Below are 19,189 nucleotides of genomic sequence, written 5' to 3'. Positions count from 1 at the left end.
TCTTAGTTCTGATAGTTCCTTTGAATATCAAAGTCTCTTTCATCATACTGGCGGACATCCTTATTCGGATCGCCAAAGACTTTTCGCATGCTGTATTCAGCCGCTTTGTAAGCCACCGTTCCCGCCACGGCAGTTCCCACTGCAGCCGGTGTCAGGGCTACGGGACCGATATCGCGTCCGCCCACTTTGGGTGGATCGGCGGGTAGCACCGGCACCGTGCCGGGACGAATATCAAAGTATTCTTCCTGAATATAACGATCTTTCGGGCCGTTACCAACATAGCGATCCCAAACATACTCGACAACGGAAGCGGCGGCGCCTGCTGCAGCGGCTGCCACAAAGGCGTTGGCGTTAATTCCTTTCGGATCCATCTCAGAATACTTGTCCAGTGAAACCAGGACAGGTCTTCCCAAAATCTCTTCCAGCTTGCGGTCGCCCAGTTCCTGCCGGAGTTCTTTCAGTCGCTCTTTCACGACGATGGGTGGAACAAAGCCGCCCGCGGGGCGGGTGACCGGACTGCACAGTTGTGCGTTCGCTGTTGAAGAGACAAGGACCAAGCCTGCCAGAGCCCCTGTGATAAACTTTTTCATTTTTTCCTCCTTAATAAAGGTATTGTTCAAATGCTTCGGCCCTGTCGGACCAGTGTTTTATAAATTTATAGTTGTCAGTCAGAATCACGATCTTCAGGTCCGATTCCGGTATCACCGCGACCAGCGAGTAAAATCCCGGAGTTGCCCCGTTGTGCCAGTAAGCCTGATAAGACTGCTTTTCCGAGCGCACCCATCCCAGTGAATAGTGCTTGTCCTTGTTCAGCTTCGGCAGCGTTTGTCGCTGCTGTCCTAGCCACTGCATAAGATCCAGGGCTGACGACTTGATGCCTCCGGCACCGGCGGATTTATACAGAGTACTTTCCTTGTTCAGCTCCCACTGAATTGAACTTCCCGGGACCAGTGCATAAGCCGGAAGTTTGTCCCCTTTTTGAATCGCCGCAGTTGTGGAAGCAGGGGCATGCTCTTGCAGGATTTGGGGAAAGTTTTTCTGCTCGATGATTTCCAGAACCCGGGACAGAACCAGATATCCAAAGTTGGAATATCCGAATTCTTTCCCGGGTGCTGATTTCAGGTCCTTGTCTTCCAGAACCAGTGTGTCGATATCCTGCAAGTTCCAGTCAGCACTCATGGAGCGTTTTAAAAAGCTTACGAGGCTCAGATCCCGGCCAAAGCCGGACTTATGATCCAATAGCTGTTGCAGAGTGATCTTCCGCAAGTCTCCGGTGCAGAAGTTTTTCAGCCAGTGGCAGACCGGGGTGTCGAGTTTTAAACCCTGCTGCGATTTGTGAAAGTAAATCAAACCCACAAAGGACTTCGAGATGCTGGCGATGGGATAGACCTTATTCAGGTCGCCGTCGGCAAACAGAACTTCGGAGCCTTTTTGGATCAGAATGCTTCCGTGAATCAGATTGTCTTTCTTTAGCTCCTGCCAAGTGTTCTGCAGGCGGGTGGCTAATTCGTTTTCCTTCACTTTCTGGATGTCGGGGCTGCACGAAAAGAACTGCAGGCCCACCCAGGAATAGATCAGCACGGTGAAAGTATGGCTCAGCACTTTTTTGATTTTCATACCCGCACCCTTTTCAGCAAGGATCCAAACAATCCTTTTTCTCCGTCTTCATAGAAGAAGAAGTAGCTTACACACATGGCGAATCCGAACATGAACAGACCCATCACCAAAGAGATCGAAAGATGCAAGGCCGTTCCCATCAGTACGATGTAAGGTCTCCAGTTGCGCTGCCAGATCAGATAAGGCAGCGAGATTTGAAACAGAACAGTTCCCAACGTCATCGCCGCCAGCAGCAGCGGATAGTTGGCAAGAGTTTTAAAAATCTCATGATTGCCATATTCGCTGACGCCCATGGTGTAATAAAGAGCGACGCCTTTATTCCACAGAGGTCCCATGACCTTTAAAAGACCTGCAGTTGCATAAACCAAGGTAACCTGGATTTTGATCATCAGCGCAGCAAGGTTCGTCAGGGTGATTGAAAATGCGGATTGTGTTTCTTTTGTATTGATGAAGATCAGATAGAAGGTCACCAAATGCATCAGATTGTTACCGCCATCCAAAGTCACATAGGCCTTGTTATCCAGATTCATCATCAGAAAATAAACCACCGCTGCAGAGGCGCGCGGGGCTTTTTCAAAGAAGGCAAAAGCCGTCGCAGCCAGAATCAGCGCCAGGAACATGGGATAAGCGTCGGCGAAGGGCCCCCAGTGCAGAAGGTTCAGGGACTTTTCCAGCAGATTCAGACTGTCGAAATCCTTGGCCGGAATGTAAGCACTGCTGGAATAGAAGTAGGCGGCCTTTGTCGCAAGGATCGCGTAGTTGATAAATGCCCAGGCATACACCAGGCGGCGGGCAAAGCGCAGTGCCTGCAGAGACTTCACTTCCAGATGCAGTTTTAGATAGAATTCCTTAAGTTGCTGAATCAGTTCCATGCGAAGGACTCCTGTTTGATGCCGAAGGTGAAGGTTTCAGTGCGGACTTCCGTGTTGGAAAAGCGCTTGGAATAATCTTGAGTGAACACCCGCTGAATGCGCACCTCGGCTGCGGCTTGCTCACCGCACTGGTCTTGCAAATATCTTTGTAGGATGTGCAGTTCATCCATGGCCGCGTCTGTTTTCTTTAGAATCTTGCTGTTAAAGATCTCACGCGCCAGATGTTGCAGAACGTAGGATTGTTTCCCCTTGGCTGTGACCGGCAGGGATTTGTGGGCTTCAAGCATGTCGCTCAAAGGAAACTTCCACGCTTGCAGGCTGTCGCAGCGATAGGAAAGTTGCAGGCTGGCGGTTGCCGGTTCCGGTGCGAACAGGTGCCAGTTCTGAGTAAAGAACGTTCCCATGTAAGTGTCGACGAAGCTCATATATTGGGGAGTGGCGGGATTGTTGGGTGCCAGATAAAGGGCATGAATTCCCAAATGAGCTATCAGGGCGCTCAGCATGGTCAGTTTTAATAGATGTAAAAGCGGCATTTTCATTTTATCTCCTGCGGATGTCCTAAGTCGGATAGCACCGGACGTGCCGCGGCCATCTGCAATAGGTTCTTACTGAGGGCAGTTTTCCAGACCCACTATCTAAAAATCGAGATTCGTTCCAAGAACATGGAAGTGGGCCAGTGGCGGTCGGCACGGGCGAGGAGAGGAATTTGAGTGGTATGCCGAACGGGCGTAGAATGGGTTTTAGGAGGTGACTATGGCTACGCAACAAACTTCCGCATCACCGCAAAAGCCGAATCCTTCGACGGTCTTTGCAAAGGTCAGCGGAACGCTTAAAGCTTTGAATTTCAGTTCTGCAGATGAGGTTCGCGAGTTTCCTAACGGCCGTTTGGAGCTGGTCCGCTTTGGCGAGGCCGTTGTGGGCCGGGCGACCCTGCAGCCAGGCTGGCGCTGGTCCAAATCAGTGAAAGAGATCGCACAAACCGATAGCTGCGAAGCTCCGCACTTTCAGTACCATGTTTCAGGAGTACTCAGAATCAAGATGGATGATGGAACAGAGATAGATTGTAAACCCGGGGATGTGTCTTTGGTTCCGCCCGGCCATGATGCCTGGGTGGTGGGCGATGAACCCGTGGTGATCGTGGATTTCCAGGGAATGGTGGACTACGCAATTCAAGCGCACAAACACTAAAAGGAAATGTCCACCGCCAGAAAAGCAGTGGACATTTTTTTGAACTATTTCTTTTCTTCTGTTTTCGGAACTTCGATATAGTCCGGGGTTACGAAATCAACAGTGAACGGATACTTGTAGGACTTGTAAGCGCCGATTTTTGGTTTGCCGGCAGAAACATAAGCTTCATCCCAAAGCGCCGCCAATAGAACTGCGCCACGAGCCATTTCCGTCACGATCATCGGTTTCATTTTTTTGAAGGCCACAGATGCCGGCTGACGTTCCGCTGCGGTTTTAAGTTCCATGCCTTTTTCTTTCACCAGAGTGGACTTCTTGATGACTGGATCCATTTTCAGGATCTTCGGGATCTCTTTGTTTGAGATCACACTCAGAACTTTCATTTTCTCAATGGCTGTTTTTGGCTTCATGAATTCCGGATTTTTCATTCCGCGAGCCGCTTTCAGCACCAGATAGTCAAGGTCGCCATCGAACTGGCCAACAACCTGATCTTCAAAGTAAGCATGGATGCCACCGTGACCGGCGGCATAACCGTCATAGTCCGCCGTGGTGTGGAATGGCTGGCAGTTGTCGCCAACAAAGTGACCCATCAGCCCCATGGACACGACCATATCATAGGCCAGCTTGTTGTAAGGAAGCTCGTTGTCCTGTTCTTCTTTGAAGTTCGTTGGCGCTTTGGCTTTCGCAAACTCCTCTTTCAGGCCAGCGATGTGGCGCATGAACTGGTCGGCTCTCCACCAGGAAGAACCGAATTCCTGCGGGATGGATTTGATCGTGGAGCCGTCGTTTTTGAACTTGTTTGGTTTGCCGGTGAATTCAGTCATCAGTTGTTTGTAATCAACGGTGATATCTTTCACATCCAGGCCAATAACTTCAATATCGATGAAGTGCGTGGAGTTCCCCAGTTTCGCAGCGTCGCCACCCAGGCTTTTCCAGTAAAAGTCCGGCATATTGCACAGGTGTCCCATCATCTGGGGTTTGTGTTGCATGTATTCTTTCAAGCCCGGTTCTTTCACCAGGAAGGTGGCAACACGGCAGATGGTGTCGTGACCGCGGCCGCCCCAGGCAAATGCCTGAGAAGATCCAAGAAGAAGCAATGCCAACAGAATATTTCTCATAGAGACCTCTTAAATTATTGGTGACCCAGTGCCTTTGGAGCCCGGCTTTTGCCGATAAAGCCCGCAAGAGCAATGACTGTCACGATGTAAGGTAAAATCTGAACAAACTGAACCGGAACTTCCACGCCGCCGATTTGCACACCTTGCAGACGGATTTGCACGGCATCAGCAAAGGCAAACAGCAGGCACGCCGCAAAGGCTGGTACCGGCTTCCATTTACCGAAGATCAGCGCCGCCAAAGCCATGAAACCACGGCCGCCGGTCATCATCGGGGAATAAGACGAAGCCAGGAACAATGAAAGACTGGCGCCACCCATGGCAGCAAAAGCCCCGCTCAACGTCACAGCGGACCAGCGGACTTTGCGAACACTGACACCACTGGCGGTCAGGGCTTCAGGATTTTCGCCGGCAAACAAAACCCACAGACCTGAACGCGTGCGGAACATCCAGAGGCTGATCGCGGCGACCAGCAGCCCGGCCATCAACAACGGTTCAAAGGTAAAGCGGTCTTCCACTAGCAGCGCTGGGGTGGAGCCGGTGGAGCTGTAAAGAATCTTCGTCACAAAGGGGATGAAACCCATCACAAAAAGATTCACGGCCATGCCCGTGATGATCTGATCGGCTTTAAGCTCAATCACAAACAAAGCGTAAAGAGCGCCAATAACAAGGCCTGCGAGAATGGCAAAGCCCCACCCCATCCACGCTGAAGCGAAATACTGACCGGCAATGGCGCCAGCAAAGGCACCGATCAGCATAAAGCCCTCAAGGGCGACATTCACGACACCCGAGCGTTCGCTCATCAAACCACCCATGGAGGCAAACACCAAAGGTGTTGCCAGTCGCAGGGTGGCCAAAGTCAAAGCCAGAATCCAGGTCATAGTTTCCATCTAACCTTTCCTCCTTTTGATTTTGATCCATTCCCAATAGCCTTGCGCCACCACACCCAAAATCACCAAAGCCTGGATGATGCGAGAGAAATCACGGGTGATCGTGGTCGTTTCAAGATCCAGATCCGAAGCGCCCTTGTGAAGCGCACCCATCAGGAAGGCCGCCACGATAATTCCCAAAGGGTTGTTGCTGGCAAGCAGGGCCACAGCGATACCGATAAAACCATAGTCCGGAGAAAAGCCAATGCGGTATTGCCCGGCGCTGCCCAGAACCTCAGACAACGCGACAAAGCCTGCCATCACTCCGGCCAAGGTCATCGCCAGAATGCGCACTTTCTTTTCTGAAATTCCCGCACGGTGAGCGGCTTCGGGATTAGAGCCCACCGCCCGCAATTCAAAGCCCCACGTGGTTTTCCAGAGGAATATCCACATCAAAACGGCCAGCACAATCGCAAAGCCCAACGAGGCATTGGCCGGGGTGTCCGGGAACAGACGGGCAATCAGATCATAGTCCTTAAACATGTACTGAGGTGCGACCATGGCGGTTTCAGGATTCTGGGATTCAGGATTGGGAATGATCTTCAGGGTGAACCAGCTTGCAAGGCCTGCGGCGATAAAGTTCATCATGATGGTGATGATGACTTCATGACTGCCACGCACGGCGCGCAGCCAGCCCGCAATCCAGCCCCACAACCCGGCGGCCACCAGACCTGCCAGCAGGGCAATCACCGGAGCCAGCGGGAAAGGGATCTGCGGGAACAGCACGCCAATGGCAGCAGTGGTCACCACCGCCATGGTCAGCTGACCTTCAGCGCCGATATTGAAAAGACCGGCATGAAAGCCAATGGCCACGGAAAGGCCACAGAAAATCAAAGGCGTGGTGTATGAAAGAGTCAGGCCCAGATCGTATATGGAGCCAAAAGCACTGCGCACCAGAATCATAAAGACATTCCACGGGTTTTCACCCGCGAACAAAGTCAGCAGCAAAGCCAGTGTCAGTCCCAACAGGAAGCCGAAGACACGTTTCAATGTCCACCTCCCATGGCTTTCCCCAAGGCGATTTCATTAAAGGCGGAGCGTGGGAATTCCGCCACCAGATGGCCTTTGTAAAGAACAACAATGCGATCAGAAAGGGCCATCAGTTCATCCAGCTCAGAAGAGATCAAAAGCACGCCTGCACCTTCATCGCGGCAGCGGCGCAGTTCATTGTGAATAAATTCAATAGCCCCGATATCCACGCCGCGGGTGGGTTGTGCGGCAATGATTACATCCGGCTTTTGAGTCAGGGCACGGGCCACGACTAATTTTTGCTGGTTTCCGCCGGACAGCTTTTCAAACGGCAGATGTTCATCGTGGGGACGAACATCGTATTCCTTCATGATTTCGCGGGTGCGCTCAATCAAAGCACGGGTTTTTAGCAGAAGGCCGGAATTAAACAGGCCAGACCGCTGCTGCCCCAGCAGGAAGTTTTCATAAACAGGACGGGAAGGCAGAACACCAAAGCGCAGACGGTCTTCAGGGAAGGCCTGCAATTTGCCTTCACAAAGAACCTGTCCCTGCAAGGAGTGTTTGTTCAGCGATTTTTGATCCAGCAGGGCGCGGATCAGGATGTCCTGTCCATTGCCCTCAACGCCCGCCACACCGACGATCTCGCGGGCGTGAACTTTCAGTGTGATGTTTTCAATGCGATGGTTGCCCATTGCTGCAGAAAGCTTTTCAAAATTCAGCAGCACGTGATTCTGCTCAATGGTGGAGGTTCGCTCTTTCGGATCTTGCAGGCAGCGACCCACCATCAGTTCGGCCAGTTCTTCCACGGAAGTTTCGCGGGTTGCTTTGTGGGCGACCATGCGACCGGCACGGAAGATGGTCACGGCATCAGAAAGTGCCATCACCTCTTTCAGCTTGTGGGTGATGATCAGAATGGTTTTGCCTTCGGCTTTCAGTTTGCGAAGATTGGTGAACAGTTCCTGCACTTCCTGCGGAGTCAGAACGGCTGTGGGTTCATCCAGAATCAGAATTTCGGAGTTCTGGGAAAGGATTTTCAGGATCTCAATGCGCTGCTGTTCACCGACAGACAGATCCTCGACCTTGGCATCAAGGTCAACATGAAAGCCATAACGACCGGCGATTTCATTCAGACGCTGACGCTGTTCTGCGCGCGGAAGCAGGGAAAATGCCGAACCTTTTTGTTGCAGCAGAATATTATCCAGGGCCGTGAAGGGTTCAGCCAGCATGAAGTGCTGGTGAACCATGCCGATGCCGGCGGCCATGGCATCGATCGGGGTTTCAAAGGTAACAGGGTTTCCGTGAATCAGAATCTCGCCGCCATCAGGCTGGTACATTCCGAACAGGATTTTCATGGCCGTGGATTTGCCGGCCCCGTTTTCGCCTACGATGGCATGAATGGAGCCCGACGGAATGGCAAAAGAGATGTCCGAGTTGGCGCGAACGGCGCCAAAGTATTTGCTGATCCCTTTGAATTCAACCGCCATGGACATATTAAGAGGCACCTATTTCTTTTTGTAGTAATCAGGAACCTGGATTTGGCCGGCGATGATTTTCTTTTTGATCTCTTCGACCTTTTTCTTCATGTCGGCGGTGATCAGTTTTTCATTATGTTTGTCCAAAGTGTAGTTCACACCCTGGTTTTTCAGGCCATAGCGGATTTCACCTGCGGTGAATTTGCCGGCCTGGGTTTCTTTGATGGTGTCATACACCGCCACATCGACGGCTTTCATCATGCTGGTCAGAATAATGCCGGGCTTGATCCAGTTCTGATTGGAATCCACACCGATGGCGAATTTCTTTTTTTCTTCAGCAGCGTCGAAGACACCGGTGTTGGAAGCTCCCGCCGCCACGAAGATCACGTCGCCGCCTTTGGCAATTTGCGCCAGCGCCAGTTCTTTGGCTTTGGCCGGGTTGTTCCAGGCTTCACCTGTCACGCCCACATAGTTTTCAGTGACATTGATTTTCGGGTTCACATATTTGGCACCTGCCACATAACCCATTGAGAATCTGCGGATCAACGGGATGTCCATGCCGCCAACAAAACCCACCGAGTTCGACTTGGAAGCCATTGCCGCCAGGGCCCCCACCAGGAACGAGCCTTCATGCTCTTCAAACAGCAAAGAACGCACGTTTGGTGCTTTGACATCACTGTCGATAACAGCAAACTTAATTTTCGGGAATTGAGCTGCTACCTTTTTAACCGCTTCCTGCTGGGCAAAGCCCACGCCGATGATCAGATCAAAATTTTTACGGGCAAAAGCACGGTGCAGATTTTCAATGGCGTTGGTGTCTGTGGCTTCAACGTATTTCAGGTCGATCTTCAAATCCTGCTCGGCTTTTTTAGCTCCCTGATAAGCCGCAGAGTTAAAAGACTTGTCGTCTTTGCCGCCTTTATCGAGAACCAAGCCAACTTTGAGGGGATTTGCGTGGGAAAATGTGCCGACTGACAAGAATAACAGCATCGTAAGGAAGCTTTTTGCCATTTTAGTACTCCACTTGAACCACTCTTGCAGCGCCGTCATATGCTGAGTAAGAGCATGAAATTACGAAAAAATTCCATTTTTGGATGGGGCTGAAAGTAGGGGAGGGGGCATTGTGAGTCAAGTCATAAGTATGTTTGTGCGTAAACAGGAGGCCGTTACAAGAGTGTTATGTCGAAATTTCAATTAGGAGGCTGTATAATACCAGTTTAGGATGACCTCAACAATTAACCCAACGAAGAAAGCTCGGAGGTAAAAGAGTATGGAATCTCAGACAATACTCAACGGCGGAGTAAACTCCCTTGGTTTTATGGGTGGTCAAAACCTAAGTATTCCGAATACTTCAAACGTTCCCTATGAAGTTATTCATCTCAAAGAAGAGGAGATGATCTTCAAAGAAGGGGAGCCGGCGAAGGGTCTGTATTACGTTCAGTCGGGATGTGTAAAAGTTGTTGTAAATCGATCCCACGCGCGCGGCCGCACCACGACTAACGAATACGTGACGAAGCTTGTATCACCAGGTGAATACTTTGGCTACAAGGCACTTGTGAAAGGTGCTGTAACACAAAGTCATGCCAAAGCTGTGAAATCCACAGTTCTTTGGTTGTATCCACGCGAACTTATTCAAGTGGCGATGGCACAATCCAGCCCGCTGATTAAGTTGCTTTTGAATCAGGCCGTTAACGACCTGGAATCTTTCGAAACCATCAGTCAGCTTCACTACCTGGCCTCTGTTCAGGAACGTATTGCTTATCAACTGGTGCTGTTGGCAGACAGATTCGGGGTTCAGACACCGAATGGTATTTCTTTGAATTTGAAACTGACAAGAAATGAGTTCGCTCAACTTGCCAGCACGATCAATGAGTCCTTGTCTCGTCATTTGACAGAGTTTAAAAACGAAGGCCTTATCGACCTCAATGGTAAAGAAATCATCATCAAGAACAAAGACGGTCTGATGAGAAGATCTGGCAATTTCTAGTCGCAACGCTATCTGCTGACGAAATTGTGAAGACCCCGGGTTGAAAACTCGGGGTTTTTTTATGCCCAAGCTGCCAATCACAGCCAGGATTCGGGAACGAAGATCCCGCTGAGCCCCGCTTTCAGGCGCTTCCACCAACTGGTTTCAGGTTCTTTGGTAAAGACCTGTTCTTTGCCATGGTCATCGGTGGTTTTCCAAATCAGGTTCTTTCTGTCATCCAGTAAAACCTGATAATTGTCTTCGCGAAGATTGGCGATCAGGTTCTTGCTGATCGCTTCGGCCAGTTCGGGGCTGTCGACAACCACGCCCATTTCGCTGTTCAAAGTGGCCGATCGTGGATCCAGGTTCATTGACCCGACAAAGACCTTCCTTCGGTCGAAGACAAAGATCTTTCCGTGCAAGCCTGCGCTGGAGAAGCTGGCGCCCACACGGCTCTTTTTCGGCATGGTTTTTTGCGGGGTGGGTTTTAGCTCATAAAGCTGAACCCCCTGTTCAAGAAGATCCTTGCGGTAACCCTTGTAGCCTGAAAACACGGTGGCCACATCACTGGAAGCAAGGGAATTGGTCAGAACCAGAGAGGCAACACCACGGTTATTTAGACTCTTAAAAAACTGCACTCCTTTTTTGCCGGGAATAAAGTAAGGGGAAACCAGAATCAGTTCTTTCTGGGTCTTTTCGATCAGAGGATAAAGCTGATGGGCAAGGTTGTCGGTCTGTTCCTTTGAATGCTGGCGGAATTTTTCCGGCGGATCAATCACGACTTCGGCCTTTCCCCAATAAAGTTTTAACGGCTCGCGGGTGAACTTTTTCACCATCGGGGTTTCTTTGAGGGCGGCGGCATACTGGGTTTTTTCGGCTTCCTCGATGGCGGCTGCGGCATCGGCTTTCAGTTTTTGCAGGTCCTCGGCGGTGGGCTTGAATCCATTGACCAAGACAGAAATAGGATAGGCGATTTCGCTGTTCCAATAAGAATCAAATTCCCGCGAAAGATCCTGAACCACCGGGCCGATGGCCCACAGATCGAAGTCACCAAAGTTCATTTCTTCGCTGGCCCAGAAGTATTCATTGCCAATGTTGCGTCCACCCACAATCGCCGTTTGATTGTCGACCACAAAGACCTTGTTGTGCATGCGACGGTTGACGGTGGAAAATCTCATCGCATCCAGAATGCGCCAGCTTCTTCCGGCGAAAGGATTGGCCATGCGCACTTCGATGTTCGGGTGTGAATCCAGAATGGCAAGGCCTCGCTCATAGCGTCCCTGGTTAAGATCATCCAGCAGAACACGCACGCGCACGCCCCGATCGGCTGCCAGCAGAACTTCATGCATCAGCATTCGGCCGGTCAGGTCATTTTCCCAGATATAGTATTGCAGATCGATGCTGCGATCAGAAACGGCGACCGCCGCCATACGGGCGACCAATGCCTCCAGACCGGACGCCAGGGGATAGAAGCCTGACAGACCCGGATGTTTTTTGAGCTGTTCTTCTGTCGCCTGGGCCAGTTGAGTCTTTGGATCAGGAGGCAGGGCTTCAGAATAAGAACGATTTGTATTGGGTGGGAGCGAAGCGCACCCTAGGTAAGCAAGAACGACGGGAATGGGTATGAATTTTTTAATCAAAAAGAAAAACCCCATACCGCTAAGGGTACGGGGCTTTCCGTGCGGGCTCAAATTGTAAGTGAGCAGGTGTTTAGTACTTCACGCTGCAGCCGTAGGGCTTGCTGGTTTCTTTGGCGATCTTTTCACCTTTTTCTGCGCTGGCGACGGCGCGGATGATGTAGTTTTCGGCTGAAGCAATCGTCGCGGGATCCGCGGAATCGTTGCTGTCAATCGCCCCGTTGTAGCGAAGCACACCCTGGGGATCAATCAGGTACATGTGCGGAGTCGTTTTGGCGCCGTAGGCTTTGCCCATTTTACCGTTTTCGTCGACCAGAATGGCGGTGGCTTTCGAAGCTTCTTTGGTTCCGTTTTTCACCACATCCGCCGCGGGCATATGGCCTTGTTTGCCCTTGGCGGAAGAGATCACCGACAGCCACACGATGCCTTTGCCCGTCATTTCCGACTGGATGTTTTGCATGTTCTTGCTGTCATAGTGTTTGCGCACATACGGACAGTCCTTGTTGTACCACTCTAGCACCACGTATTTTCCCTTGTAGTCAGAAAGTTTGTGGGTTTTGCCGTTGGCATCAGTCACATTGAAGTCCGGAGCTGGTGCGCCGACCTTCGCATCAGCGAAGGCCAGTGTTGAGGTAAAGGTCAAAGCCAGTGCAAATATCAGTTTTTTCATGGTTCTTTCTCCTTGTTAAATAAATCGAGCACGATGCCTTTGGTTAGTATTTCAGGCAGCAGCAGGGCCTTGCGACTGCCTGATGGGTAGAAGACATACAGAGGCAGTGAATTGCGACCATACTGAGCCAAAGCCTCCGTGATTTTGGGATCCTTGTCAGTCCAGTCCGCTTTGTAAAGCTGCACATTGTTTTCAGTGAAGGCCTTTTGAATTTCGGTCGTATGCAAGACCAGCTTTTTATTCACCTGACAGGTGATGCACCAAGCGGCGGTGAAGTCGATGAACACGGACTTTCCTTGTTCCAGATCTTGTTGGACTTGCTCGGCCGTGAAGGGTTTCCATACTTCCGCGGCAGCCGTGTTTGCGGCAGAAACAGATATGGATTCTTGCGGAAGGGCTGCCAGCAGCACAAACGACAAAATAAATCCGGCAAGCAGTGTCAGTTGACGGGCTTTTTCATGGCGGACCGTGTGGGTAAACCACACCCACAGCGCGACCAGCAGAAATACGCCCAGTAAATAAATTATGGAATCCACCGCAATCTGATGAGACAGCACCCACAGCAGCCAGAGCACAGTGGCAAAAAGAGGGAACGCCAAAAACTCTTTCAGGGTTTGCATCCACATTCCGGGCTTGGGCAGAAACTTCAAGGCCTGAGGTGTATAGGACAAAATCAAGAATGGCAGGGCCATGCCCAAGCCCAGGCCTGCAAACACCATCAGCGTGTTCATCGCCGGCAGAGCCAAAGAAGCCCCCAAAGCGGCCCCCATGAAGGGTGCCGTGCATGGGGTGGCCACCACGGTGGCCAGTACGCCGGTCATGAATGAGCCCCACAGGGACTGCGAAGTTTTCTTTGCGCCCAAATAGCTTAACGACTGGCCTATTTCAAAAGTGCCCAGGAAATTCAGGCCCAGCCAGACGAATAAAAGCGCGATACCTGCTGCGATCAACGGCGACTGCAACTGAAAGCCCCAGCCGATCTGCTCGCCCCCTGCGCGCAAAGCCAAAAGCAGTCCGCCCAAAGCAAGAAATGAACACATCACACCCATGGTGTAGTAAAGGCCCGAGATGCGAAGCTTGTGTTTGTCCTGATCCGGTCCCAGAAAGCTTAAGACTTTGATGGAAAGCACCGGGAACACACACGGCATAAAGTTCAGAATGAACCCGCCCAGCAAAGCCCAGATCAGAATCGTTGCCAAAGCCGCAGGAGCCGCCGCGGTAAGCTCCATCTCGTAGCCTTTTTTGTTGCCGGCAGTGTCTTCCGTGACCAGTAAAAAGCGTGATCCGGTAAAATCAGTTTTGGAAGTATCCTGCAGCGGAAGTTGAATCAGATATTGCGACCCTTGAGGTTCCAAGGCAGGAACGCTGCTTTTGAATGTCTCGCCATCTTCGGGGAAGACTTCGAGATTCTTAAGATTCAGATTTACAGGCAAGGACAGGGTGGTTTTCAGAATCTGGTCGGTGCGACCATCCACGGACCAGCGGAATGAAGAAGGGGCTTTTTCGGGGTAAATAAATTTTGAAAAGATCGCCGCCGGCGGCCCCGTTTGGGCCGAGAAGGGAATTTCCTTTCGAAGTTCTGTAAAATAGGGAATGCATTCGACTTTGCAGATCAGGAACTCCAGATTCAAAACCACACTGACGGGTTTCGCCGGGTCTTGTGGCTCAAGATCAAAGATAAAAAGACTTTCGTGGGAATAGCCCAGGTTGGTCAGCCCTTCGACATGGATTCGCTCTGGCAGGGGCCATTGTTCACCAGTCAGCCTGGCATTTTCAACGGTCCACTTCCATTTGGGGGCAGCCCCCGAGTCGCCGGAGTTCTTCCAGTAGATATGCCAGTGCTCTTTCATTTTGAAATGCAGACCTAAAGAATTCTTCTGCTGGGACTTCCAGCCCGGGTGCGAGCTGATAAGGTCCACTGTGCCTTGCGGAAAATTAAATGAAGAAGAGCCCGCTGCGAACGCAGGGGAGACTCCGATGCAGATCAAAAGAAGAAAGCCCATCAGAAATGTCATTCCCGGATTATATGGAAAAAATCCGGGAAATTAAAAACATAAGTGCTTAGGTCTGCATCGTATGGTGGCGAACAGCAATTACAGACGGAAGTTCTTGCCGTTGACCGGAGTCGGACGGCAAAGACCTGCCTCCAACGGACGCTGGAAGACTTCCACCGCACCCGGAGGAATCATCGCACGACGATTGAAAATGCCGTATCCGCCCTGAGGCAAAGCCACAATCATGTCATTCAAAAGCTGACGGCTCAGTCCCGGAGTCAGCAAGATGGGATCAAATGCCACCATCACACGAATGGCTGCCGTCGTTTGCACGGGCACACCCCCACGAGCAACGACATCACGGATTTGTTCCGGGATCGGATTGAAGGCCACATCAACAAAACAGTTGGGACCTGTTGGACCAAAGCCCAACAAGTTCAAAGACAATCCACGCTGTTCCCAGTTGTGTTTGGAGCTGACTGCATCCAAAAGATCTTTGCGAGTCATGCGCGGTTCACGGGATTTCAAAATTCCCAAACCGGCAGCCACGATTGCCGCCGAGTTGGAACTGCCACGATACTCAGTGCCATCAGAAAGCTTTATGGAAGAAGGCGCCAGCAGATCGGGTTTGTCTTTAAAGAACGAAGTCGAAGAACGGTCCGAATCACTTGCACCCACCGTGATCACCGTCGGGTTGTCAGCAGGATTCAAGATACTTTCGCCACGGGAATGGGAAGGCATCACCAAACCATCACCGTCGGCCGTGATACGCAATTGATCGCGGTTGGTGAAATTGTTGGATCTGTTTTTCACACGCAGGAAATAAAGCCCCGGTGAAAGTTCTGCGGAAATGATTTCACGCGGATACTTTGAAAACCCGGGACGACCTTCATTGCGGTTGTCCGATTGTTTCAAAGCACTGTTCTGAATCACATTCAGCATGTCATCAGTCAGAGCCAGATCCAGATCCTTGGTGGTGCCTTCTTCAACATCATCTTTGAAGTCATTCCAGGAAAGAACAATCTTTGCCGAACATTTTTTGCCTGCCGCCGCCTGACAGCGCAAAGCCAGAGCATTGTTCTGATCCGGCAACAAAATCCAATTGTCCTGAACCGTCGTCAACGGCCCATTGTAAGTGGTCAAAGCAAAGTTACCAGCCGCATTCACCCAGATCACGCCCGCACGAGTGGCGCGGTTGACCTCAGCATTGATAAAGCCACCACCGTCCCCATTGCCGCCGTATTCCCAGACCTCAGAATAAAGAACCAGATCATATTGACGAGCAATCACATCATCAATAGCCGCCTTGAAATTGGAATACCCAAAAGCATTGTACAAAGTCAGCTCGGGCATCCACTGAGAAGCACGCATATCATTGGTCATCATGGCCGTCAGAATCTGCGCCATCTTCAACCCATGCACGACCTTCATATTCTCAGGATTCGCCACCGGCCCGGCTACATAACGAGTCCCCGCAGGCAAAGTACGCCCGATTTCTTTCTCGTACCCAAAGAAACCTTTATCCAAAACCGCAACCTTCAACTTGCGCCCAGGATTCTGCGAAGAATAATACGGCGTAAACCCCAATGAATTTTTCAAAGAATCCGTATTAGTGAATGGAGACGCAAAGGCAGAGGTCAGACCAAAAGTTAAAGCGAGAAAAACGAATGCTTTCATACATCACTCCTCAAAATACAAAAGGTATTCAACACGAGTTTGGTTGAGCCCTTAGGAGGAGATTTAAGCTGGAGTCGACCTCCGGTCAGCGGATGCGTTGGCCGCGAAGCGGACAGACCGGCGAGGGCAGGAGCCCGAGTCGACGCAAGCTTAAATCTCCTCCTAAGGGCGGCTAGCAAGAGCCGCCGTCCGGAAACTACCAATAGTAGTTCGAGTAGTAGTAGTAAGAATAGTACCCGTAGTTATACGTGTAGCATGGTGTGTACCAGTTGCCGTACCAGTAGACGTAGCTGTAGTAGTTGTAACCGCTGTAGAAGTACCAGCTGGAAGCTCCACCATCCTGATCAAGTTCGTTGCGAACGTTTGCAGATTGGTCGAAGGATCCTGTTTTTGCCAGAACCTGCGCCTGAGCGTCGCTGGTCACGGCTTGTTCAGTTGCCAGTACCGCTGTTTGGTTGTTGCGGTTATCAACACGGATCACCACAGTGCCGTTCATGGACTGATTGGTTACGGAAGACTCGTTATCAAGTTCGCCCGCAAATGCAGAGCCTGAGCCCAACACAAGAGCTGCTACCAAAATAAGGTGTTTCATCAATGCCTCCTAAATGGCTGTTAATTTGCCTCCGTTTTATGCTTTCAGGGGCTCATGTCATCTGAAAAAGCCTTGTTATTCGAAAGTCCTTGACGCAGGAAGACCGCGAGCGGTACGGGCTAGCTTATGGAACCTATTGGCTACTTGGAGTCTTGCTTTAAAGATAAATTTGGAACGCCGCGACAGCCCGGGCTTGTTAAGCGGGCCGAAGCACGTCTGAAAATCCGCGCGGATCTTCAGCCTGAAGAATCTTTGCAGGGCCTTGAGGGCTTCAGTCATGTGTGGCTGATTTGGGTCTTCCATCAAAACAAAGTGGCGCGCTTCCATGCGAAAGTGCATCCGCCACGTTTGGGTGGGGAAAGTATGGGGTTGTTTGCGACCCGCACTCCTCATCGTCCGAATCCGATCGGGCTGTCTTTGGTGGAACTGGTGCGCGTGGAAAAAGACGGCATCGTGGTCGCCGGAGCAGATCTGGTGGATGGCACTCCGATTTTGGATATCAAACCTTACCTTCCTGAGGTCGAAGCCATTCCCACGGCCCGCACGGGATGGCCGGCTGAGATCGCCAAGAACCCAATTGCAGTGACGTTCGACGACAAGGCCGAGCAACTTTTACAAGAGTGGCAGATGCGAAATCCCGATAAAGCTCTGCGCGAAGTGATTGAAGAAACTCTGAAACAGGACCCGCGTCCTGTCGTTTATCGTGGTTTTGAAGAGGGCGATTCCCCCTATAGAAGCTCGCATGCAGTCCGTCTGTACGACGTGGATGTCCATTTCAAATTTGAAAGCCCCACCCAGGTGCGCGTATTCGATATTCTTTTTATGCATAATTAGTTGCAGTTGCCTTTTAATTGCGCAGCAGGCTACTCTCCGGATGAACCAATACAAGGGAGGATTCGTGAGAACACTGGAAACTGCTTCTCATTCTGAAAACAGCACTCTTCGTAAAGTGCCAACATTGAGCCTTGCAAGTTACACCAAAGGAACTGGCGCCGAACGCTCAGAGTTCATCGACAAACTTTTCACTGGTCTGAAAGAATATGGTTTCATCATTCTTAAAGATCACAACGTCCAGGCTGCAGATCTGCACAAAGCTTACGACATCCTTAAAAACTTCTACGCACTTCCGACCGAAGTTAAAAAATCCTATATTTCTCCAAAAGCCGGCTTCCAGCGCGGTTACACTCCATTCGGTCAGGAACACGCCAAAGATTCTCCGGTGATGGACTTGAAAGAGTTCTGGCACGTGGGCCGTGAGCTTTCTGAAGGCAACCCTTTGAAAGCTGTTTACCCTGCAAACGTATGGCCGTCTGAACTGCCGGAATTCCAGTCCCATTTCTCCAAGTTGTATGCAGCTTTGGAAGAAGCGGGCGATGTGATGCTGGAAGCGTTGACGATGCCTTTGGAAGTTGAAAAAGACTTCTTTGCCAAGATGACCAAAGATGGAAACTCCATCCTGAGACTTTTGCACTACCCACCAATTCCTGAGGGTGTGGATCCTCGTTGTGTTCGCGCGGCGGCCCATGAGGACATCAACTTCATTACAATTCTTCCAGCTGCAACCGCTTCCGGTCTGCAATTGAAAGATCGTGACGGCACTTGGTTGGATATCGACTCTGAACCAGACACTTTGATCGTGGACGTGGGCGACATGCTGGCTCGTCTGACGAATGACGTTCTGCCAAGCACTACTCACCGTGTGATCAATCCACAGGATGGTACAAATCAAAGTCGTTATTCCATGCCGTTCTTCATGCACCCGCACCCGGATGCTATGCTGAGCTGCTTGCCATCTTGTAAAGGGACAGGCGCCAAGTACGCTGATATTACTGGACAGGATTTCTTGATGCAGCGACTGCGCGAGATTGGTCTGTTAAAGTAAGCCCAAACTTGTCACCACAGTTGAAATGACTTCAAGAAAGGGATCCACGTGGATCCCTTTCTTGCGTTTTGGGCCCCACGGCCACTAGAACAAAGTCACCTGCGAATTTCACATGAGGGGGAATCATGCGATATTTGATGTTAGTGGTGATGGTCCTGACGGTTCTGTGGTCGGCGTATGGCCAGGCAATGCAGACGATGGAAGCCAATCGTATGAGCTTCCGCATTCAGCCCTTGGGCGGCAAAGGCTATGACTATTCGGCGATCTGGAATCCGCTCAGTGAAACAGCGATGTTGCGCATCGGTCTGGTGCTGAATGCCGCGGATGCATTTCTGGTGAATAAATCCATTTCTTTTGCTTCGGCCAGTGAGGTTGATTTTGAAACCAATCAGGGCTCGACTGTGCGCGGATACTGCCTGGTGGATCAGTGGTATCTGGAATACGAACCCGGTTTGCCAAACTATCTTATGTATGTCGGAATGAAAGGCCCCGGATGTGAAGAAGTGGCCAAGAAATTTGATATTATGCAGGTTCGTTTCAACTTCAAAGGAATTTCCCTGCCGCAGTTTGTACCCATTGACGTCGCTGTTGATATCAGTCGATAAATAAGGG

19 protein-coding genes are annotated in these 19,189 nt (G+C 50.9%); 5 read left to right on the top strand and 14 right to left on the bottom strand.

Going from position 1 to position 19,189, the window contains the following annotated elements; genetic code table 11:
* Positions 1 to 2: 2 nt before the first annotated feature.
* From B9G79_RS16145 to B9G79_RS16130, 4 genes are read right to left on the bottom strand one after another with little or no spacing between them, the layout of a single operon-like run.
* Positions 3 to 590: a hypothetical protein gene (locus B9G79_RS16145; RefSeq protein ID WP_088566409.1), complete on the bottom strand. Its 588-nt coding sequence runs from the start codon at positions 588 to 590 to the stop codon at positions 3 to 5.
* A gap of 10 nt (positions 591 to 600) precedes the next feature.
* The gene (locus B9G79_RS16140) at positions 601 to 1,617 is read right to left on the bottom strand and encodes a serine hydrolase domain-containing protein (protein WP_088566408.1); all 1,017 of its coding nucleotides are present in this window, start codon (positions 1,615 to 1,617) and stop codon (positions 601 to 603) included.
* Positions 1,614 to 2,489, bottom strand: coding sequence for an HTTM domain-containing protein (locus B9G79_RS16135; protein ID WP_088566407.1), 876 nt, complete (start codon positions 2,487 to 2,489; stop codon positions 1,614 to 1,616). Before B9G79_RS16135 ends, B9G79_RS16140 begins: the two co-directional genes overlap by 4 nt.
* Positions 2,480 to 3,028: a DUF5819 family protein gene (locus B9G79_RS16130; RefSeq protein ID WP_088566406.1), complete on the bottom strand. Its 549-nt coding sequence runs from the start codon at positions 3,026 to 3,028 to the stop codon at positions 2,480 to 2,482. The genes B9G79_RS16135 and B9G79_RS16130 overlap by 10 nt, the downstream gene beginning before the upstream one ends.
* A 214-nt stretch (positions 3,029 to 3,242) precedes the next feature.
* Between B9G79_RS16130 and B9G79_RS16125 the strand changes: the two genes are divergently transcribed.
* Positions 3,243 to 3,677, top strand: a complete 435-nt coding sequence (locus B9G79_RS16125) for a cupin domain-containing protein (protein WP_088566405.1) — start codon at positions 3,243 to 3,245, stop codon at positions 3,675 to 3,677.
* Between the two features lie 44 nt (positions 3,678 to 3,721).
* On the opposite strand, the gene B9G79_RS16120 is transcribed toward B9G79_RS16125, so the two are convergent.
* Genes B9G79_RS16120 through B9G79_RS16100 form a run of 5 tightly spaced genes read right to left on the bottom strand, consistent with a single transcriptional unit; the run spans position 3,722 to position 9,170 of the window.
* Entirely contained in the window at positions 3,722 to 4,792 is a 1,071-nt protein-coding gene (locus B9G79_RS16120) for a hypothetical protein (protein WP_088566404.1), read from the bottom strand.
* A gap of 14 nt (positions 4,793 to 4,806) precedes the next feature.
* A complete protein-coding gene (locus B9G79_RS16115; protein WP_088566403.1) occupies positions 4,807 to 5,679 on the bottom strand; it encodes an ABC transporter permease in 873 nt (290 codons plus the stop codon).
* A complete protein-coding gene (locus tag B9G79_RS16110) occupies positions 5,680 to 6,708 on the bottom strand; it encodes an ABC transporter permease (protein ID WP_088566402.1) in 1,029 nt (342 codons plus the stop codon).
* Positions 6,705 to 8,189 (bottom strand): ABC transporter ATP-binding protein, encoded by a 1,485-nt coding sequence (locus tag B9G79_RS16105; RefSeq protein ID WP_232468809.1) that lies wholly within the window; start codon positions 8,187 to 8,189, stop codon positions 6,705 to 6,707. Before B9G79_RS16105 ends, B9G79_RS16110 begins: the two co-directional genes overlap by 4 nt.
* Complete coding sequence (locus B9G79_RS16100) at positions 8,190 to 9,170, bottom strand: BMP family lipoprotein (RefSeq protein WP_232468808.1); 981 nt, start codon at positions 9,168 to 9,170, stop codon at positions 8,190 to 8,192.
* A gap of 259 nt (positions 9,171 to 9,429) precedes the next feature.
* Between B9G79_RS16100 and B9G79_RS16095 the strand changes: the two genes are divergently transcribed.
* Entirely contained in the window at positions 9,430 to 10,146 is a 717-nt protein-coding gene (locus B9G79_RS16095) for a Crp/Fnr family transcriptional regulator (RefSeq protein WP_011163030.1), read from the top strand.
* Positions 10,147 to 10,223: 77 nt separating this feature from the next.
* On the opposite strand, the gene B9G79_RS16090 is transcribed toward B9G79_RS16095, so the two are convergent.
* From B9G79_RS16090 to B9G79_RS16070, 5 genes are all read right to left on the bottom strand, one after another.
* Positions 10,224 to 11,765, bottom strand: a complete 1,542-nt coding sequence (locus tag B9G79_RS16090) for a phospholipase D family protein (protein WP_088566930.1) — start codon at positions 11,763 to 11,765, stop codon at positions 10,224 to 10,226.
* Between the two features lie 70 nt (positions 11,766 to 11,835).
* Positions 11,836 to 12,432, bottom strand: coding sequence for a redoxin domain-containing protein (locus tag B9G79_RS16085; RefSeq protein WP_088566399.1), 597 nt, complete (start codon positions 12,430 to 12,432; stop codon positions 11,836 to 11,838).
* A complete protein-coding gene (locus B9G79_RS16080; protein ID WP_088566398.1) occupies positions 12,429 to 14,447 on the bottom strand; it encodes a protein-disulfide reductase DsbD family protein in 2,019 nt (672 codons plus the stop codon). The genes B9G79_RS16085 and B9G79_RS16080 overlap by 4 nt, the downstream gene beginning before the upstream one ends.
* A 78-nt stretch (positions 14,448 to 14,525) precedes the next feature.
* Positions 14,526 to 16,103, bottom strand: coding sequence for a S8 family serine peptidase (locus tag B9G79_RS16075; protein WP_088566397.1), 1,578 nt, complete (start codon positions 16,101 to 16,103; stop codon positions 14,526 to 14,528).
* A gap of 196 nt (positions 16,104 to 16,299) precedes the next feature.
* Complete coding sequence (locus tag B9G79_RS16070; RefSeq protein WP_088566396.1) at positions 16,300 to 16,695, bottom strand: hypothetical protein; 396 nt, start codon at positions 16,693 to 16,695, stop codon at positions 16,300 to 16,302.
* 126 nt (positions 16,696 to 16,821) lie between these two features.
* On the opposite strand from B9G79_RS16070, the gene tsaA reads away from it, so the two are divergent.
* The 3 genes from tsaA (at position 16,822) to B9G79_RS16055 (ending at position 19,182) form a co-directional block, all read left to right on the top strand.
* A complete protein-coding gene (gene tsaA / locus B9G79_RS16065) occupies positions 16,822 to 17,529 on the top strand; it encodes a tRNA (N6-threonylcarbamoyladenosine(37)-N6)-methyltransferase TrmO (RefSeq protein ID WP_088566395.1) in 708 nt (235 codons plus the stop codon).
* Between the two features lie 64 nt (positions 17,530 to 17,593).
* Positions 17,594 to 18,577: an isopenicillin N synthase family dioxygenase gene (locus B9G79_RS16060; RefSeq protein ID WP_088566394.1), complete on the top strand. Its 984-nt coding sequence runs from the start codon at positions 17,594 to 17,596 to the stop codon at positions 18,575 to 18,577.
* Positions 18,578 to 18,702: 125 nt separating this feature from the next.
* Positions 18,703 to 19,182 (top strand): hypothetical protein, encoded by a 480-nt coding sequence (locus B9G79_RS16055; RefSeq protein WP_198298022.1) that lies wholly within the window; start codon positions 18,703 to 18,705, stop codon positions 19,180 to 19,182.
* Positions 19,183 to 19,189 lie beyond the last annotated feature (7 nt).

Origin of the sequence: Bdellovibrio bacteriovorus (assembly GCF_002208115.1) — a bacterium.
Taxonomy (GTDB): domain Bacteria; phylum Bdellovibrionota; class Bdellovibrionia; order Bdellovibrionales; family Bdellovibrionaceae; genus Bdellovibrio; species Bdellovibrio bacteriovorus_C.
Note: the sequence above shows the minus strand (reverse complement) of the source record. Positions and strands in the feature narration are given on the sequence as shown.